Origin of the sequence: Saccharicrinis sp. 156, from assembly GCF_050589685.1 — a bacterium.
GTDB lineage: Bacteria > Bacteroidota > Bacteroidia > Bacteroidales > Marinilabiliaceae > Saccharicrinis.
Genome location: NZ_JBNGOS010000053.1, coordinates 1 through 18,161, shown reverse-complemented (window position 1 = coordinate 18,161; position 18,161 = coordinate 1). Strand labels below are relative to the sequence as shown.

The window sequence follows — 18,161 nt, the reverse complement described above, 5'->3', positions numbered from 1 at the left end:
TGATTTAAATACTAAATATTATATTTTTCGGGCATAGTTAATATCTTGCCACTATCAATAGCTTGTTCCGTAAGCATAGTCCAGATACTGGCATTATATCCTTCCTTGGTGATCCATTCAGGACATTTCCCTTGCTTTATAAAATTAACAAAGCCAATTAATTCTTCTTTTGTTCCATCTCCTTTTTGCCCGGCATATATAGGTTCAGCAATTTGCTTCTTTTTAGTCTCCGGAGCCCAGCTGGGTCCTCCAATCGGAACCTCCTCAAATAATCCCTTTTGAATGTCACCTATCATTTGGGCTATTCCCGGCGCAGGTTTTGGCTTAACGGGTTTAGAGGAATAAAATTTATTGGTTTCTAATTCAAAAGTTCCCTTGTCACCTATTATTTCTTCTTCGCAACCATACCTTTTGTTAATGGTTTGGGAATCGTATGTAAATTTGGTTCCATCCTTATACGAAAATATAACGGCCAGATTATCATACACCTCACGCCCATCATGCCAATATCGTATACTACCCGTTCCCATAACCGAAACAGGATTCTCTTGTAAGGCCCAGTTTGCCACTTGAATCTGGTGCGACATAAGTTCTGTTAATAATCCTGCCGAATATTCCTTATATAAACGCCAATTAATTTGCCTTTCCAATTCCGGTTTTCCTTTGGGCACAGGCCGGCGCCAATCGTTACCTCGGTGCCAATGGGCATGCATCTGTCCAATAATACCCAATTCTCCATTATGGATACGTTGCATGGCATGGCTGTATTTATTGCTGAACAACCGTTGATGGCCAATTAAAAGTATACTTCCCGTGCTGATATGTGCGTCGTACATAGCTTTGGTATCATCCAGCGTACGAGCCATCGCTTTTTCGCAAAGCACATGGATTCCTGCTTTCATGCAGTCAATGGCAATATGCGCATGCTGAAACAATGGAGTGGCAATGACAACTCCATCAACACCACTATCTTTAATCAGTTTTGTGTATTTATCGTAAGTTTTGGCTGTATTCTTATACTTACGTGCTAACTCTTTGGATTTTTCCAAGCTAGGTTCATAATTATCGCATAAGGCTACTATTTCGAACCCTCCATGTCCTTCTTCAAGAATTCTGTGCAAATGTTCCTGTAAGTACCTACCTCTGCTCCCCGTACCAATTATTCCAATGCGCACATTTTTCTTATTTTCCTGTGCGGTTAAAGAATGAACCAGCGGATTTGCCATGAAGGCCATTCCGGCCCCTGCCATGCCAATCTTCCTTAAAAACTCCCTCCTATTATCTCCCATAACAATTATTATAATATCAAGATTTTAATATCAGGATGGTTACAGTGGTATCCTGATACATAATTCCGGATTAAAATTATTAATGATTTGTTGATGCTCCCTTTCCGGAGCTACCAATAAAGCCGTAGAAAGCACTTCTGCCTTTACAGGGCAACTCATTTGTACTTCTACCAGTTTTAACTTATGATTTAATTCTCCTGATTTAGGATCAGTAACATGCTCTTTATTTTCTTTTTCATGGAAACCGCTGATAGATACTGCAGCATCATTTAACTTTAAATTTGTATTTCTTCCATCCTCTAAAGCTAACGGCCAATATTCACCGTAAGGATGACGACCACGGGTAAGGATAGAACTACCTCCAAAACTGACAAAGGCGTTTTCAATTTCTTCATGCTTTAATAAGGCTGCTACTCGATCTATGGCTATGCCTTTTCCAATTCCTCCAAAATCAAGCTGAACTTCTCCTGAGCCATACCCAACGGTCTGCTGTTCTTTATCCAATATCAATTGATCAACAAGACTATCACCGATACTTCCAGAAGCTTTATATCCGATATTGAAATAGCCATTAGTTTTATGGTAGAATTCAATACATTGTTCAATTAAGGTAAAAAGTGTACCGCTAACCTTAACAGGAGTTTTAAATGAATCATTATTAAGCTGATACACTTTCGCTTCAGGATGATACATGCTCAACATACATTCAACATCATATACTATTTTCTTCATTTCAGAAAACACGCGTTCAAATGTTATACTTTGGTCTTTGCTCCAAAGTACCACATCTAACCTAGAATTCATGGCTGCAATGGTATTGTTGTAGAGATTTACCCCGGACATTTTTATTTTACGAACGGCATTTATTAGACGAACGACATTTTAATAAATGAACAAAAGATGCATGAAATATTAATAGGCATTCTGAAACAGTCTTTATAGACAAAATTTTAGTCTCAAGTACAAGACTTTATTGGTTAAATAATCTTGATACTCTCCTTAACATCCTGGGCAATATTACCCAAATGGCATAGCTGCGCAGAAATACCAACATCGTAGATCGGAGAATTTAATTTATCCCCTTTAACTATTGCGTCAACCAAATTACGCATATGGTTAACCGTTAACATGTCAAAACCAATGGAATCGTTCGTATCGTTTGCAGCTTTAAAAGATCCTTCCTTTTCGGTTTTTATAGCCTTACCATTAAGGTCCATTAATACATACCTACCCCTGTCGAGATAGATCACAACTTCCGAACTATAAATTACACTCCCTCTGCCTCCACCAGCCTTATGCTATTAGATAAGAGATCGAAGATTGCTGTTATTGCTAACCACTAATCAACTACCTCTCATCTACTAGTGTTTATTACAATTTATAATACTCCTCCCAACCTTTTCGTGGAGGTGTACCAACTAACATTTCGTTAGCGATGGAATTATTTGTGATTTGTTTAGTTTTTCTATCAAACTTCAGTTTAGTACTAAGCTGCTGCGCTAACACACCTAAAGTGAAAACCTGGCTTAACGGTCCGGCAATGTCGAAAGAAGAACGACATTTTTCCTGCCCTTTACATGCCAAAAGGAAGTTCTCAAAGTGGTTTGATGGGCTTTGGGGAACTTCAGGCAATTTCGATTTCATCTCCTCCGCTTTATCTTTGGGGATGATGGACAAGGTACCACTATGTGTACCACCTTTAAAAGTTAGGTCTTTACTGTAAATAATCTTCCCCGGATTCAATTTAGCTGGCTGCACATCTCCGTTACTTGCTGGAGGAATATTTGGATCCACCTCTGAAACACCATAACCGGCAGGTACGGGAGGAATATTATCTAATCCATCATACCAGGTAATATCACAGGCAGGCATATCCCCTCTTTCAGGAAATTTAAATTCAATAGTAGATGAGAAGGGGAAAAAGAATGAATTATGCCCTTCTAATAACGTTGGGTTCACTTCCGATGGCAGACCTAAATCCAAAAATTCATGCGCCGTATCCAAAATATGGGCTCCCCAATCTCCCAATGCACCCATTCCAAAATCGTACCAGCAACGCCATTGACCGTGATGGTAATCTTTATTATAATCGTGATATTGAGCGGTAGTTAGCCAGCTATCCCAATCCATTCTTCTGGGCTTTATCTCCTTTGCCGGGAAACTGGTAATTCGCGGATCGAACTTATGCCAACGTCTCGACTTATTCATATGTGCGGTAATGGCAGTTACATCTTTAATAATACCTGCTTCCTTCCAGGCTTTAAACTGGAAATAGTTAGCCCCTGAATGCCCTTGATTACCCATTTGGGTATGAACTTTGTATTTTTTAGCGGCCGCCATCATCAATTCAACCTCGTTAAAGGTCCTTGCCATAGGCTTTTCTACATAAACATGAATTCCCATGGACATGGCCAACATCGTGATCGGAAAGTGTGAAAAGTCCGGTGTTCCAACGCTAACAGCATCAATCTTATCCCCCATCTTGTCGAACATCTTCCGAAAATCCGTAAAACGAGGTACATCAGGGAACATATTCTGAACTTCTTGTGTATGATCTCCTGCCAAATCAACATCGCATAAAGCAACAACATTAGCCAACCCGGTACTATGCAATTCTTTTACAATGCCTCCACCACGGTGCCCAATACCGATACAAGCCAGGTTTACTTTCTCGCTTGGTACATAGGATGAATTTTTAAGTGATTGTGATTCTTTATCCCATGTCTTTTTCCCGGCGAAGATGGTACTACTGGGAAGAATGGTTATTCCACCTGCTGCTACAAGACTTTTCTTAAGGAATTCTCTTCTTTTATTTATTGTTTCCATTTTTCACGATTTTAAACATTTAGCAAAAAGCACATAGAGGAAAGGAACTTACTGTTTGTTAAACCCCTTTCCGTCATTTGATTTTAAATCAGCTGCTAATCTGCTACAATTCTTTTATTTTGATATTTTTAAATAGTACGTCATCTCCATGATCCTGCAGTAAGATCAATCCTTCTTCCGCTTCCCCAAAATTTGGCCATTGGGCGTATTTACTGTACGCCACCAAGGCTTTCCACTGTTGGGTTCCTCTTTCGTACTCAACAACGGTACATCCGTTCAACACATGTTTTACTTTAGACCCTCGCACTTCGATTCTGGCTCTGTTCCATTTACCGGTATTTACGTATTTCTGAGGACTTAAGCCATGTACAAAAAGTCGGGAGTCTGCCTGAATTAAGTCATATAATGAACCAATGGTTCTTTTGCCTCCAACACCTTTTTTGGCATCCGGATGGTTTTTGTCATCTAAAATCTGGAATTCGCAACCAATGGCCGAACCTTTTCCTTTGTTTAAATCGGTATCCACAAAATATTTGATACCACTATTGGCACCTTTGGTGAAATTAAAATCAACTTCAAGAATAAAGTTTTTATATGGTCTGGTTGTCACAATATCTCCACCGTGTTCCGATTCTCCGCCGCCTGAAGCATGCACCTGTAGGATTCCGTCTTTAATACTCCAGCCTTTTTCAGGGAAATCATCTCTTTTGGCACCTCTCCATCCTTTGGTTGTTTTGCCATCCCAAAGCAGTTTCCAGCCATCTTTCACTTCCGCATCCGTCAACTGATTTTTCAGATAACTTACGACCGGAGCAGTAGCTCCCGCAAAACTTGGTTCTTCGTCCAGTTCTGTAATGGTAATATTTCTCCATTTATTTTCAACTCCTTCTTTATCCTTGCCTGCACTATGAATCTGCAAGGCAATAAAACCGGTCTCTACTTCTTCCTCCATTAAATTGGCTACATTAATGCCGTTTAACCAGGTAGCAATATGGTTCTCGTAAGCAATCACTTTTACTTTGTTCCACTGCCCTCTTTTTAAAGCCTTTTTGGCAGCAGGGTTATACTCTAACGGATAGCGCCATCCCTGACGACCTTGATCATATATCCCACAAGTCCACGCCCTCTCCGAATCGTCAGCTTCTACTTGCAGACCATAAAAATGTTTTTTTTCCTCATCAAAATGAGAACGGAACTGAACCCCGGAGTTAAGGTTTTTACCAATAACCATTTCATATTCGAGTATAAAATTGGTATACTCTTTTTTAGTTGCTAGCCATGTACTTGGGGTACCAGTTTTTGAAACACCCACAATAACACCATCTTCTACTTTAAATTCGGCCTCGCCATTTAATACTTTCCAGCCTTTAAGGTTTTTTCCATTAAACAGGTCCTTTGATTTTTGTGCATTCACTCCTAAAACCAGTACGAAGCATAGCGACAATAAAAACGTAGTTTTCATTTTTTATAATTTAAACATTGATTAATTCACTTTCTAACATTATTACAAATCTATTATTCAACCCTGTTGGTCAAGCATAATATTTGTGTCAAAAAAAGATGGTTTTGTGTCATATAATCATTTCAAATGTTTTTTATAGATTTACACCTTAAACAAATTAAATGAATCAAATCCGTCTGTTAATCGTACCAATATTATTCTTAATTGGGACAAATATACCGGGTCAGAATATCCGATTTGACCATCTGGATATTAATGATGGGCTTTCTCAGAACAGCGCATTCTGTATGGACATTGACGCCAATGGCTATGTATGGATAGGTACTCTTGATGGTTTAAACCGGTATAATGGTTATTCGTTTGAAGTATTTAAGCCCAGTTTAAATAAAAAAGGAAGTTTAACAGGCAGTTATTGTATTAATTTAACCTGTGACGATGAAGGCAATACCTGGATAGTAACCATAGATGGCGGATTAAACAAATACGATGGGCTGAAACAAGAATTCATACATTACCATGACTCTTTGTTTCGTCCTTATTCTGCAAAGCAGTTTAATAACGTTAAGATAGATATCCAAGGTTGGCTCTGGTTCAAAACATCCTCGAAAATTATTGGATTTAATCCGAAAGACAGCTCATTGGTTACGCCTCTTCCCAAAACACAAATTTTAGATATTGCCAACATTCCTAGTGGGAATATAGCTGCCTATGGAGACTTTGGTGTTATTGAAATGGTTTTTGGCAAAGACTCCTCTTTTTATCCGCAAAAACGTATTACCGAACCTACCAATGCCCTATCATGTAACAAAAACCAAACGGTGGCTCTACATAACGATGGGATAGCCTTTTATAACGATCTGTTAACTAAGCGCACAGAAAGGTATTTATATGGCAGCATAAAAGATTGTCCTCCAATAAAGAAGAATCCTCCCATATTCACCGATTCAGATAAAATATGGGTAGGTGGAAACAATGGTCTGATCAGATTTGAGTTGACTCCTACCGAAATGATTTGTCAAAATTATGAGTACAATTCCAACGATCCCAATTCTTTCCATGGTTACAATGTTTCCAATATAAAAATGGACAAGGCCGGAAATATCTGGGTGGGTACAACAAAGCATGGAGTTAACTTTATTGGTAAACGCAAAAACAGTTTTAAACATTTTAACTGGAAGCGCAATGCATCTTCCGACAAAGAAATAGACCTTGTGAGAGCGATATGGGCAAGTTCCGGCAACGAATATTGGGTAGGCTTTGACAGAACAGGCTTGGGTATTATCCATCAAAACGGAAATCAAACATTGATAGATTCTTATGTGGATGAAAATGGTAATAACAGGAAACTGTTAAGTGTTAGAACCATTTTCGAGGATAAACTGGAAAATATTTGGGTAGGAATGTTAAACGGATTCTGTATTTATAACAGAAAGACAAAAACGTTGGAGCACATCAATCGTTATTTTAGTAATAAATGGAACAACCGAAGTTATTCTATCAAAGAATTTAAAAATGGTAATGTAGCCATCGGAGTAGGCTCAAGACTTGGAATACTCAATCTGAAAAACAATTCAGAATTGATATTTGATTACGAACAAACTGCCAAAGTTTCAAGCAACATCAGGGATATTGAGCTTGATGGCGACATAGTTTGGCTGGGTCTTGACAATTCCGGAATTGTAAAAGTTAATATAACAACAAAAGAAATTACATATTTCAATACCCTGTCTGTTGGACTTAGCAACCACAAAATATATAGCTTAATTAAAGTTGGAGATGATTTATGGGTAGGGTCGAACAATGGCTTAAATCGTTTTAATACCAAAAGCAATAAAGTAGAGGAAATCTACTACGAAGAACACGGCCTATCCAATAATATAGTTTACAGTTTAAATTCGGATTCAGACGATAACCTATGGATTAGTACGAACAGAGGAATCAGTAAATTTAATACGCAAACAAAAAGGTTTTCCACCTACCTGAAAAGCGATTTTTTTATGGACGACGCCTCCTTTCAATCCAAAGATGGAACCATATATTATGGTGGTTATAACGGGGTAATATATTTTGACCCCAAAATGATTCAATCCAATAACGAGGCTGTTAGCCCCGTTATTAAAAATTTCAGCTTGAACAATACCATCGTAAAAACCAATGAGATTATCAATAAAAGAGAGCTTTTATCTGAGCATATCAATCAAACCAATACCATTTTATTAAATCATTTCGAGAATACATTTTCCTTTGATTTTAATGCTGTACCTTTTGACCTCCCAAACTCCAATAAATTCAGATATAAATTAGTGAATTGGCAGGATAATTGGGAGGATGGAAAAAACCGAATGGCTTCATTCACCAATGTGTTGCCCGGAAAATACAAGTTTGTTTTATCTGTTACAGGTTCTGACGAAAACTGGTCTGCCCCCAAAGAAATAATTATTGTTATCAAGCCTCCGTTTTGGCAAAAAAACTGGTTTCGATTAACTATTCTCGGCATTATCTTTTTATTGCTGCTTACCTTATACAGATGGCGTGTTTACCGTATTCACCAACGCAACAAACTACTTAAACAAAAGGTAGATGAGCAAACCAAGGATATAGTCAGAAAAAGCAGCGAGATACAAAAGATGTCGCAAAAACTGCACGAAGCAGACGAGGCAAAACTGAGGTTCTTTACAAATATCTCTCACGAGTTCCGAACCCCATTAACGCTTATCCTGGGACATCTCGAAGAATTGGAGGATTCGAAATCGGTTACCTTAAAAAAAGTAATTAGAAATAATGCGTTACGCTTGCTCCGTTTAGTGAACCAGCTTATCGAATTCAGAAAACTGGATCAAGATCAATTAAAACTCGAGGTGTCAAATTTTGAATTAAATGCTTTTGTCGGTGATATTGTTGAATCGTTCCAGAAACTAGCCCAACAAAAAAATATCGATTTAAGGTATGAACCGAATGTAAACCGTATCTCTGTTTGGCTTGATGTTGATAAAACAGAAAAAATTCTGTTTAACCTGATTTCAAATGCCATTAAATATACACCCGAAAACAATCCGATTATTATATCAACACATGAAAGTGAGCAACACTTTGAGATTAAGGTTACTGATTTTGGCATTGGCATTTCTAAAGACGAGTTATCTCAAGTGTTTAACCGTTTCTTCCGAAGCAAGAACAGCCATGAATCAGGTCATGGTATTGGTCTAACTTTGGCCAAAGGGCTTACCGAGATGCAGTTGGGAATACTTTCTGTTACCTCAGAAAAAGGAAAGGGATCGGTATTTACGGCTCAGTTTAACAAAGGCAAAGAGCACTTCGACCAACTAGATATATCGAACCGCTTACCAGCCCCATTGCCCCTAACAGAAAATACCGAGGTAGTAACTCCATTGCCCGTTTCAATGAATATTTCGGACAAAAGAATCCTTTTGGTTGAGGATGATGCTGAACTTAGCGGATTTTTACAACAGATATTATCCGAGGATTATTTGGTGTCGTGCGCCGAAAATGGAGTGCATGCCCTGCAAAAACTGGAAGACATAATTCCGGATCTAATTATTTCTGATATAACCATGCCCCAAATGGATGGAATTACTTTTTGTAAAAAAGTAAAAGCCAATGTTGTTACAGCTAAAATCCCTTTTATTCTTCTTAGCGCTAAAACAGATGCACTGACTCGTGTGGAGGGATTCCAGTTAGGAATAGATGACTATATAGAAAAGCCATTTGAAAAACAGGTTTTAAAAGCACGTGTACAAGCGCTAATGAGCAATAGGGAAAAATGGCAGCAGGCTCCTATCGAAACGAAAACAATGGCAAAAGTCGATAAATCGGCGTTTAGTAAAAACGATGTTCAGTTTTGGAAAAAAACCAATACTCTTATCAACAAAAATATTGGCAACCCTAATTTTACCACTGAGGTTTTAAGCGAAAAAATGAATATGAGCCGCTCTACTTTTTATAGAAAGTTTAAAGGTTTAAGTGGAGAAAACGCTGCTGATTATGTTCGGAAAATCAGGTTGCACAAAGCGGCAGAACTCCTGCAAAAAAAGGAGCTCAACATTCAGCAAATAGCACTTGAAGTAGGATTTCAGAGTACGGCGCATTTTCGCACCAAATTTAAAGCGTATTTTGGCTCCAATCCTTCCGAATACAAGTAGTTTTTACCCCGGAGATTCGGAGAGATCAATGAGCACGACGCTAATTCAAGGCATAGCCATAAGCACATTATCTCCTTGATAATATTTCAATATAACTATATATATAAAACGGGATTTCATATTTTCCGAATAGTAATTAAGCCTGGATTATGTATTAGAGGTACGTAATGAGTATTTAAAAAACGATAAAACAAAGAGTTGCTGAAACGAGGTATAACTTGTACCGATTACTTTCGGGAGCACCGCTCTGGTGAGTTAAAGTGATGCAGCGAAGTGTCTTGTTTTGAAACAATTTCAATGTGTAATAGATTTTCTAATGCATATTGCGGGCTAAGTATGCTTCCCAAAAACCAAGACCGGGATTGCCGGTGCCGATGCCATAATTGCCACCAACAAAAACCGGACGTTTGCCGCGTAAAACAACATCAAAAGCGATTTTGCCATAAAAGAAAGACCCGGAAAGCACATGGCCGTACATAAACAGATCGCAAAAACAATCACAAAGGAACGGGCAACCAGGTTGGAAGGAAGCTTTGGAAAAGACAAGTAACACTATCGCTTAAATCGCATAGGTGCATGGACCAAGTACTATGAGATACTATGGATTTGTCTGGGCATACACACCGGCAACGCCATAAAAAAAGGCAGGCAGACACATCGGGTCCGACAGGATATATCATATCCTGCCTGATGTAATTAATGATATAATTAAAATGTAAGGGGCATCCGAGTGGGAACGGTATGCTCAAAAAGTTACGCATCGAAACACTTAGTCATCATCAAAAAAACCATTCTTAAACCTATGCAAACAAAAAAGCCGGAAATATTCTCCCGGCTATTCACATTTATAGTAATCTAATCTTACTTCTAAATCACTTAAGTTGTTGAGTCATGCTTCGGTAATATTTATATTATACCATTTTGGCTATGAAATTAGCGCTGGGTACAATGCCGATAGCTTGTACTCGGAATTTTCCGACTTATCCCGCACAGAAAACATTACAAATGACCTCCGGTAAGAATTAAATGGCATGCGCCGGGATGTTGCTTCAAACCTTATGACTAAAGAATCTGCTGCGGATTATGCCCGGAAAAGTATTTCATAAACTGAACACGTTCGAAACGTTCAGAATTTTCTTTGGGTTCATGATGAACACTACCCCGAAATTCATCAATACTTAAATAACCTCTTTTGTCCATCCATAGCTCCATGTTTTTAAGGATACCGGCTACTGAACCAGCGCCATCTTTGTAAAGCTTTGAAACCAACTGAACCGTTGTGGCTCCGGCCATCAACATTTTTATGGCCGTTTCGGCCGAATGGATCCCGGTGCTGGCAGATAAATCACAATTCACCTTGCCCGACAGAATAGAAACCCAGCGCAATGTATTGTAGTAATCCTGACCAGAGGAATAAGGATTACCTGCTTTTACCTCATCCGTCATAATATCAAAATCGACATTGTAAAAACGGTTGAACATGGTAACGGCATCTGCACCACCTTCCTCCAGCTTTTTTACCATAGCAGCCAGGTTCGACGAATATGGTGCTATTTTAATAGCTACCGGAATTTTTACATATTGCTTAACCTTTTCAAGGATCGAAAGATAAAGTTTTTCCTGCTCATCGGCTTGCATCCCCATATCGAAAGGAAGTTTAAACACATTTAATTCCAAGGCGTCCACCCCTGCTTTTTCCAGTTGTCTGGCATAGGAGAACCATTCGCCGGAAGTGGCGCAATTCAAACTACCAATAATAGGGATGTCCACTACTTTTTTGGCTTCTTCTATGACCAAGGCCATTTTCTTGAGCACATCATCTTTCAGCTGATAATCGAAATAATCCAGAAATTCCATATTATTTTCGAAGGCGCCCAAATCATTTTTCAAGGTTTCTTCGTGCTCTTTAATGATTTCTTCTTCAAATACGGATTTAAGCACTACCGCCGCAACACCGCTATCTGCCAATCTTTTTATTCCTTCAACGGTAGATGTCAACCCACAGCTTCCTGCAATAATTGGATTCTTGAGGCGAAGCCCCATATATTTTGTCTCGAGTATCTTCATAACAGAAATCAAAAATAAACTTTTTATTTGTTTTTAAGGTATTCGTCCATCGATTGAGCGGCCCTGCGACCATCGCCCATGGCTAAAATCACCGTTGCACCTCCTCTAACAATATCTCCTCCCGCAAACATTTCAGGAATGGATGATTGCAACTTATCCTGATCTACTTCAATGGTTCCCCATTTGGTGGTCTTTAACTCCGGTAACGAGTCGGGTATAATGGGGTTAGGTGAAACCCCTACACTCACCACCACCGTTTCTACCTCAATTATCTCCTCCGAACCTTCAATTGGTATCGGTCTTCTTCGTCCGCTGGCATCAGGCTCTCCCAATTCCATCTTCTGAACCCTTACCTTGTTGACACGCCCATTGTCATCAGCAAAATACTCTATTGGATTCGTCAAGGTCATAAATTCAATACCTTCCTCTTTGGCATGCTCAATCTCCTCCACCCTGGCCGGCATTTCGGCCATGCTTCTACGGTACACGATCATAGCCCTTTCTGCCCCCAACCTTTTTGCTGTGCGCACCGAATCCATGGCTGTGTTTCCGCCACCGATCACCATCACTTTTTTGCCGCTTACCACAGGGGTATCCGTATCTTGTTCGGCCGCGTGCATCAGATTGATTCGGGTGAGATATTCGTTGGAACTTAATATCCCGATATAGTTCTCCCCCGGAATCCCCATGAAACGGGGCAGTCCCGCTCCACTTCCCGTAAAGAACGCCCGAAATCCTTCTTCTTTCAAATCTTCGATCGTAGCAGTCTTCCCTACTATAAAATTGGTTTCGAACTTTACACCCATCTTTTTTAGGGCATCGATTTCAACATCTACAATATTATTGGGCAACCTGAATTCAGGGATTCCATATTTCAATACCCCCCCTATTTCGTGCAAGGCTTCAAATACCGTTACGTCATACCCTTTTTTGGCCATCTCCCCGGCAAACGTCAACCCTGCCGGCCCGGAACCAATACACGCCACTTGAATACCATTCTTCTCCTTGGTTTCAGGAATAGATATCTGGCCTGACTCACGTTCATAATCTGCAGCAAAACGCTCCAGATGACCAATGGCCACCGGTTCTTTCTTCAGTTTTTGGGTATAAAAACACTGGGCCTCACATTGCTTCTCCTGCGGGCAAACGCGACCACATACGGCTGGCAACGTGCTGGTTTCTTTCAACACTTTGGCAGCTTCAAGAAACTCGCCCTGTTCTATTCGCTTAATAAACTTTGGAATATTAATTTCGACAGGACAGCCGGTAATACAAGTTGGATTAGCACAATCGATACAACGACTGGCTTCCTTCTGCGCCTGTTCCACGTTTAAACCCGAATTTACCTCTACATACGATTGAATGCGCTCATGGGCATCCACCTCGTTCATTTTAACCCTTGCTAGCTGGGTACGTTCTTTATTTTTTAACTTTTTTCTTAAATCTTCGCGCCATTGCTGGGCACGTTCCGATTTCAAGTAGCTATCTCTATCTTCCATATTGGAATCTTACTCTTTATTATTGAACCTAACCCCGGCGGTTAAATCTGAAAGTCGTCTTTGTTTTCTTTTAGGTATGTGCTTTCCGCTGACTTTTCAATCTCTTTATAGCCATTCAAGCGCAACAACATCTCATCAAAATCTACCTGATGCGCATCAAACTCCGGTCCATCAACACATACAAATTTTGTTTTACCCCCAATGGTAATCCTACAGGCACCACACATACCTGTACCATCAACCATAATTGTGTTCAGGCTTACCAAAGTTGGAATATGGTATTTCTTTGTGGTCAAAGCGGCAAACTTCATCATAATGGCCGGACCAATTATCATGGCTTCATCAATTTTTTCTTTACTTATTGCTGCTTCCATCCCTTCGGTTACCAATCCTTTTCGTCCATATGAACCGTCATCGGTCATCACAATCAACTCATCCGAGAATTCTTTTATTTGATCTTCCAGGATAATTAAATCTTTGGTTCTGGCAGCAATAACCGTAATCACCCGGTTACCGGCTTTTTTGTAGGCTTCCACAATAGGCAAAAGCGGTGCGACACCTACCCCGCCACCACAAGCTAATATGGTACCTTTATTTTCGATATGTGTAGCTTGCCCTAACGGCCCTACCAAATCGGTAATATACTCCCCCACCTTAAGCGCCGCTAATTTTCGCGAGGAAACACCAACAGTCTGCACCACCAAAGTGATTGTGCCTTTATCTCTGTCCGCTCCTGCAATGGTCAACGGGAAACGCTCGCCTTTTTTGCCAATCTTTACAATCACGAAATGCCCCGCCCTTCTTGCCTTGGCTATCCTGGGGGCCTCTACTTCAATTTTTACAACGTTATCCGAAAAAAACGTTTTATCAACAACTTTATACATTGAGTTTAAAAGGTAATGCTTAATTCCTATTTGTATTAAGTTTTCCCAAACACCATGAAAGATTATCACTTGTTATTCGCATAGCTCCTGGAAAAACGGTACAAAAGTATGACAAAATTCAGAGTTTTTACGGAAATTACTGAATTAAAACTGCAATTTATTCAACCGAATCAACATATAACATGACTTAATACAATTTTAAATTTTATTTTTGCCTTATAAATACCAAAATATGGCTAAGAAGAATAAAAACAGTAGAGAGGGCATCGTATTTTCAACCAATAACGATTTTGAATACGATTATCATGAAGAACAAAATGAAGAAACACTTCCGCCCCAGCAGCAGAACCTAAGGGTAATCCTGGATAAGAAACAACGCAAGGGAAAAGCCGTAACGCTAATTACTGGATTTGTTGGAGATGATGCCGATTTAAAAGATTTGGGCAAGGAGCTTAAATCAAAGTGTGGTGTTGGTGGAACGGTAAAAGATGGCGAAATACTTATCCAGGGCGACTTTAGGGACAAGGTGATGGACTTATTGATTAAAGCGGGTTATAAAGCCAAGAAAGCCGGAGGGTGAATCAGTCGTCAGTCTTCTGTCAATAGTTTTTTAAAACTTATCGCCGAGTAACCAATATCTTTCGGATTATAATCTCATCAAAACATAAATCATTTCATAAAAATGATCGTAAGGTAAAATCTGGTTTAAAAACAAAACCCCCATTAATAGGGATTGGACATAAGTGTGGAAACAACCATTTTTGTACCGTACAATAAAAATGAAACGGATACATCAAATATTGTCGACGGGATTTTTGGCCTTGGTGCTGTTCCTAAACATTGGGCTGACGCTCAATTTAGGAAACGGACTGCACGCCCACTTCCTTGGCAATAACCAAATCCTTATTCATTTTCATCATTCACAGGGAGGAGAACATTCACACAGCAGTTCAGATTGCGGGAGCTCCACCAACTATGTATTTTCAACCACACTTACGTATTTAAATAACTTCGAGGGAATAACACTCAAGTCCCTATGCAGGATTATAGACAGAAAAACATCTGTTCTTTCAAAGGGCAGTTATCAGGCTAAGTTTTACAACCATTCTCCCTGGCGCGGCCCACCAATGGCATAAAATGCTTCTGTTTGTCCCTAACCGATAACTTCTTTCAATTCTATTTAGGGACATTTTACCATTCTTTTTAATCTTCGGATAGATCGACATATAAGGTGTACCACTTTAAAATCAAGGTGGCATCCCTCAGGGTATGTCTGTTTATCTGTTCATTTGCATATATATTCTCAACAAGCCATGCTAAAAGTAAAATACACAATAACACTTGCCCTTTTCCTAATCAGCTTAAATCTATTTGCCAGCGACAAAACACCTCCTTTACAAGGAGAAATCACTGCCTCCGGAGAGCCTGTTCCATTTGCAACGGTTCAGTTAAAATCAAGTACCATAGGATCAGCCTCGAATCTTGATGGCAGATTCTTCTTTGAAGAGTTACCCGAAGGAGAACATACATTGGTTATTAAATCAGTTGGACATAAAACAAAAGAGGTAACTATTCATTTTTCCGAAGCGATCCCACTAAATATTGACATTAATCTTGAGGAGGATGTATTAGGGTTGGAACAGGTAGTAGTTACTGCGGACAAAACCCAAAAGAAAAGAATAGATGCTTCGATGATCGTAAATACCATGACACCAAAGCAACTTACCCAAGTACAGGCCGTTACCTTAAGCGAAGGGCTTAATTACACGACTGGTCTAAGGATGGAGAACAACTGCCAGAATTGCGGAGCCAATCAAGTGCGCATGAATGGAATGGAGGGTTCATACTCGCAAATACTCGTTAATGGTCGCCCCATTTTTAGCGGATTGGCCAGTGTTTACGGATTAGAGATGATCCCTGCCAATATGATTCAACAAATTGAGGTGGTGAAAGGTGGAGGTTCAGCACTCTATGGAAGTAACGCCATTGCGGGAACCATCAACCTCATCACCAAAGAGGCTGTCAGCAACTCCTATGAGGCGAGTATCAACAGCGGAATAATTGGTATTGACGAAAACCCAAGCCATGATTTAAATATCAATCTGAATGCTTCACTCGTTTCCAAAAGTAAAAATACAGGGGCCAACATTTATGCTACCCATAGAAATAGAGAGGCTTACGATGCCAACGACGACACATTCACCGAGCTAGCGGAAATTAATAACTATACCATCGGAACCAGCATCTATCAACGATTTGGTTACAGAAACAAGATTACGCTGGATTATTTCCACATTGAAGAGGACCGTCGCGGCGGAGATATGCTGGATGTACCTGAACATTTGGCCAACATAGCCGAATCTGTCGAACACAACATCAATACCGGGGGCATTAATTTCACACGCTTTGTTGGTGAGAACAGCGGACAACTGTCCGTTTATGGATCTGCTCAGCATGTGGATAGATGGACTTATTACGGGGCTCGTTCTTATGAGGATGGTTACATTTTTACACGTCCAATGGACGATCCCGACCAACTTCTGGATGGAACACCTGACTTAAGCGCATATGGGGAGACGGAAGACTTTTCATACTCCTACGGGGCTCAATTTAAAGGAGGCGTAGGCAGACACAGTTATATTACAGGTATTGAAAACGTAGGGAGCAACTTAAAAGATAAAAAATTGGCTTATACCGATCATGATGGTACTTTTTATAATGAAGTAACAATTTCGGATCAAAACGTAAATACCTGGGGAGCCTTTGGTCAATATGATTATGAAATGTTGAAAGTGACTTTATCGGCAGGTGTAAGGGTTGACCACTACAATATAAAGAACAACGAGGAAGACGGTCATGCAGACTTATCTAACACTGTTGTCAGCCCTCGTTTGAACCTTTTGTATAAACCAACCGAGCATTTGCAGTTAAGGGGGAGCTATTCCAACGGATACAGAGCACCACAGATATTTGATGAAGATTTACATATTGAAATTGCAGGAAACAGAAAGGTTGTTCATGAGAACGGAGATAACCTAAAACAGGAAACCAGCAATAGTTTAATGGCTTCTTTAGACTACCAAACTCAAATAGGGTCGGCAGAATTTGAATTCATGGCAGAAGGGTTCTATACGCATTTGACAGACGCCTTTGCCAATGAGCAAAGCGAACCGGACGAGCAAGGGGTGGTTACTTATACAAGGGTTAACGGTGGAGATGCAGTAGTTAAAGGAATTAATTTAGAAGCCAGATATTATCCTTCCACCAAATGGAATATCGATCTGGGCTATACCATTCAGACCAGCGAATACGACGAAGCCCAGGAATCGGGTGTCGGTAACTTTACCAAAAAATTTCTGAGAACACCAAACCAGTATGGTTACTTTACGTTTAATGCAGATCCGTTTAACAACTTTACGCTTTCTCTAAACGGCACTTATTGCGGCTCGATGAAACTTGAGTATTTTGGGCCCGATGCTGCTTATGTTGAAGACAACAATGGGGATGTAATTCTTCAGGGAGAATTTAGGGATTCCAAAGACTTCTTTGACGTGGGTATCAAAGGAGAATATATTATTAAGGCTGCCAAAGGATTTGATATTAGCCTGAATGCCGGCTTAAGGAATATCTTTAACTCTTATCAGGATGACTTTGATTCTGGAATAAATAGAGACCCCGGCTATATTTACGGCCCTGGTTTACCTAGGAGCATTTACGTTGGAGTAAAAATAGGAAACTTATTGTAGTAAACAATTTTCGTAATTCGAGCATAAATTAGGGCTTCGTGTTACATGGAGCCCTTTATTTGTGCTAAAATCCAACAGGTATCCTAATAAAAAAAGGGAATAACATTCTGTGTTACTCCCTTCTGTTTATTTTGCAGAATACCTTTTTAATTGTATCCCCACTACCAAGTAGGTCATAGATTTTTATCGGAGATGTACGATATTTGTTTACTGTTGGGGATTTACAGC

At 39.7% G+C, this 18,161-nt stretch carries 12 protein-coding genes; 4 read left to right on the top strand and 8 right to left on the bottom strand.

What is annotated here, in order from left to right; translation table 11 throughout:
• Window positions 1–11 precede the first annotated feature (11 nt).
• The 5 genes from ACRD64_RS22825 to ACRD64_RS22805 form a co-directional block, all read right to left on the bottom strand.
• Entirely contained in the window at window positions 12–1,289 is a 1,278-nt protein-coding gene (locus ACRD64_RS22825; RefSeq protein WP_430936474.1) for a Gfo/Idh/MocA family protein, read from the bottom strand.
• A gap of 39 nt (window positions 1,290–1,328) precedes the next feature.
• On the bottom strand, window positions 1,329–2,093 hold the full coding sequence (locus tag ACRD64_RS22820; protein WP_430936472.1) for an FAD:protein FMN transferase: 765 nt from the start codon (window positions 2,091–2,093) through the stop codon (window positions 1,329–1,331).
• Between the two features lie 173 nt (window positions 2,094–2,266).
• Entirely contained in the window at window positions 2,267–2,539 is a 273-nt protein-coding gene (locus tag ACRD64_RS22815; RefSeq protein ID WP_430936470.1) for a hypothetical protein, read from the bottom strand.
• Window positions 2,540–2,660: 121 nt separating this feature from the next.
• Window positions 2,661–4,115, bottom strand: a complete 1,455-nt coding sequence (locus ACRD64_RS22810; RefSeq protein WP_430936468.1) for a Gfo/Idh/MocA family protein — start codon at window positions 4,113–4,115, stop codon at window positions 2,661–2,663.
• Between the two features lie 103 nt (window positions 4,116–4,218).
• Entirely contained in the window at window positions 4,219–5,577 is a 1,359-nt protein-coding gene (locus ACRD64_RS22805; protein ID WP_430936466.1) for a 3-keto-disaccharide hydrolase, read from the bottom strand.
• 161 nt (window positions 5,578–5,738) lie between these two features.
• On the opposite strand from ACRD64_RS22805, the gene ACRD64_RS22800 reads away from it, so the two are divergent.
• Window positions 5,739–9,737 (top strand): response regulator, encoded by a 3,999-nt coding sequence (locus ACRD64_RS22800; RefSeq protein ID WP_430936464.1) that lies wholly within the window; start codon window positions 5,739–5,741, stop codon window positions 9,735–9,737.
• Window positions 9,738–10,799: 1,062 nt separating this feature from the next.
• Here ACRD64_RS22800 and ACRD64_RS22795 read toward each other — a convergent pair.
• The 3 genes from ACRD64_RS22795 to ACRD64_RS22785 are packed head-to-tail and all read right to left on the bottom strand — an operon-like array spanning window position 10,800 to window position 14,187.
• Window positions 10,800–11,804: a dihydroorotate dehydrogenase-like protein gene (locus ACRD64_RS22795; protein WP_430936462.1), complete on the bottom strand. Its 1,005-nt coding sequence runs from the start codon at window positions 11,802–11,804 to the stop codon at window positions 10,800–10,802.
• A 23-nt stretch (window positions 11,805–11,827) separates the two neighbouring features.
• Window positions 11,828–13,303: an NADPH-dependent glutamate synthase gene (gene gltA, locus ACRD64_RS22790; protein ID WP_430936460.1), complete on the bottom strand. Its 1,476-nt coding sequence runs from the start codon at window positions 13,301–13,303 to the stop codon at window positions 11,828–11,830.
• Between the two features lie 41 nt (window positions 13,304–13,344).
• On the bottom strand, window positions 13,345–14,187 hold the full coding sequence (locus ACRD64_RS22785) for a sulfide/dihydroorotate dehydrogenase-like FAD/NAD-binding protein (protein WP_430936458.1): 843 nt from the start codon (window positions 14,185–14,187) through the stop codon (window positions 13,345–13,347).
• Between the two features lie 232 nt (window positions 14,188–14,419).
• Here ACRD64_RS22785 and ACRD64_RS22780 point away from each other — a divergent pair, with 232 nt between their 5' ends.
• The 3 genes from ACRD64_RS22780 to ACRD64_RS22770 all read left to right on the top strand — a co-directional run bounded on the left by ACRD64_RS22780 (window position 14,420) and on the right by ACRD64_RS22770 (window position 17,933).
• Complete coding sequence (locus ACRD64_RS22780; RefSeq protein ID WP_430936456.1) at window positions 14,420–14,767, top strand: translation initiation factor; 348 nt, start codon at window positions 14,420–14,422, stop codon at window positions 14,765–14,767.
• A gap of 199 nt (window positions 14,768–14,966) precedes the next feature.
• On the top strand, window positions 14,967–15,323 hold the full coding sequence (locus ACRD64_RS22775) for a hypothetical protein (RefSeq protein ID WP_430936454.1): 357 nt from the start codon (window positions 14,967–14,969) through the stop codon (window positions 15,321–15,323).
• 177 nt (window positions 15,324–15,500) lie between these two features.
• Window positions 15,501–17,933, top strand: a complete 2,433-nt coding sequence (locus ACRD64_RS22770) for a TonB-dependent receptor (protein WP_430936452.1) — start codon at window positions 15,501–15,503, stop codon at window positions 17,931–17,933.
• Window positions 17,934–18,161: the final 228 nt, after the last annotated feature.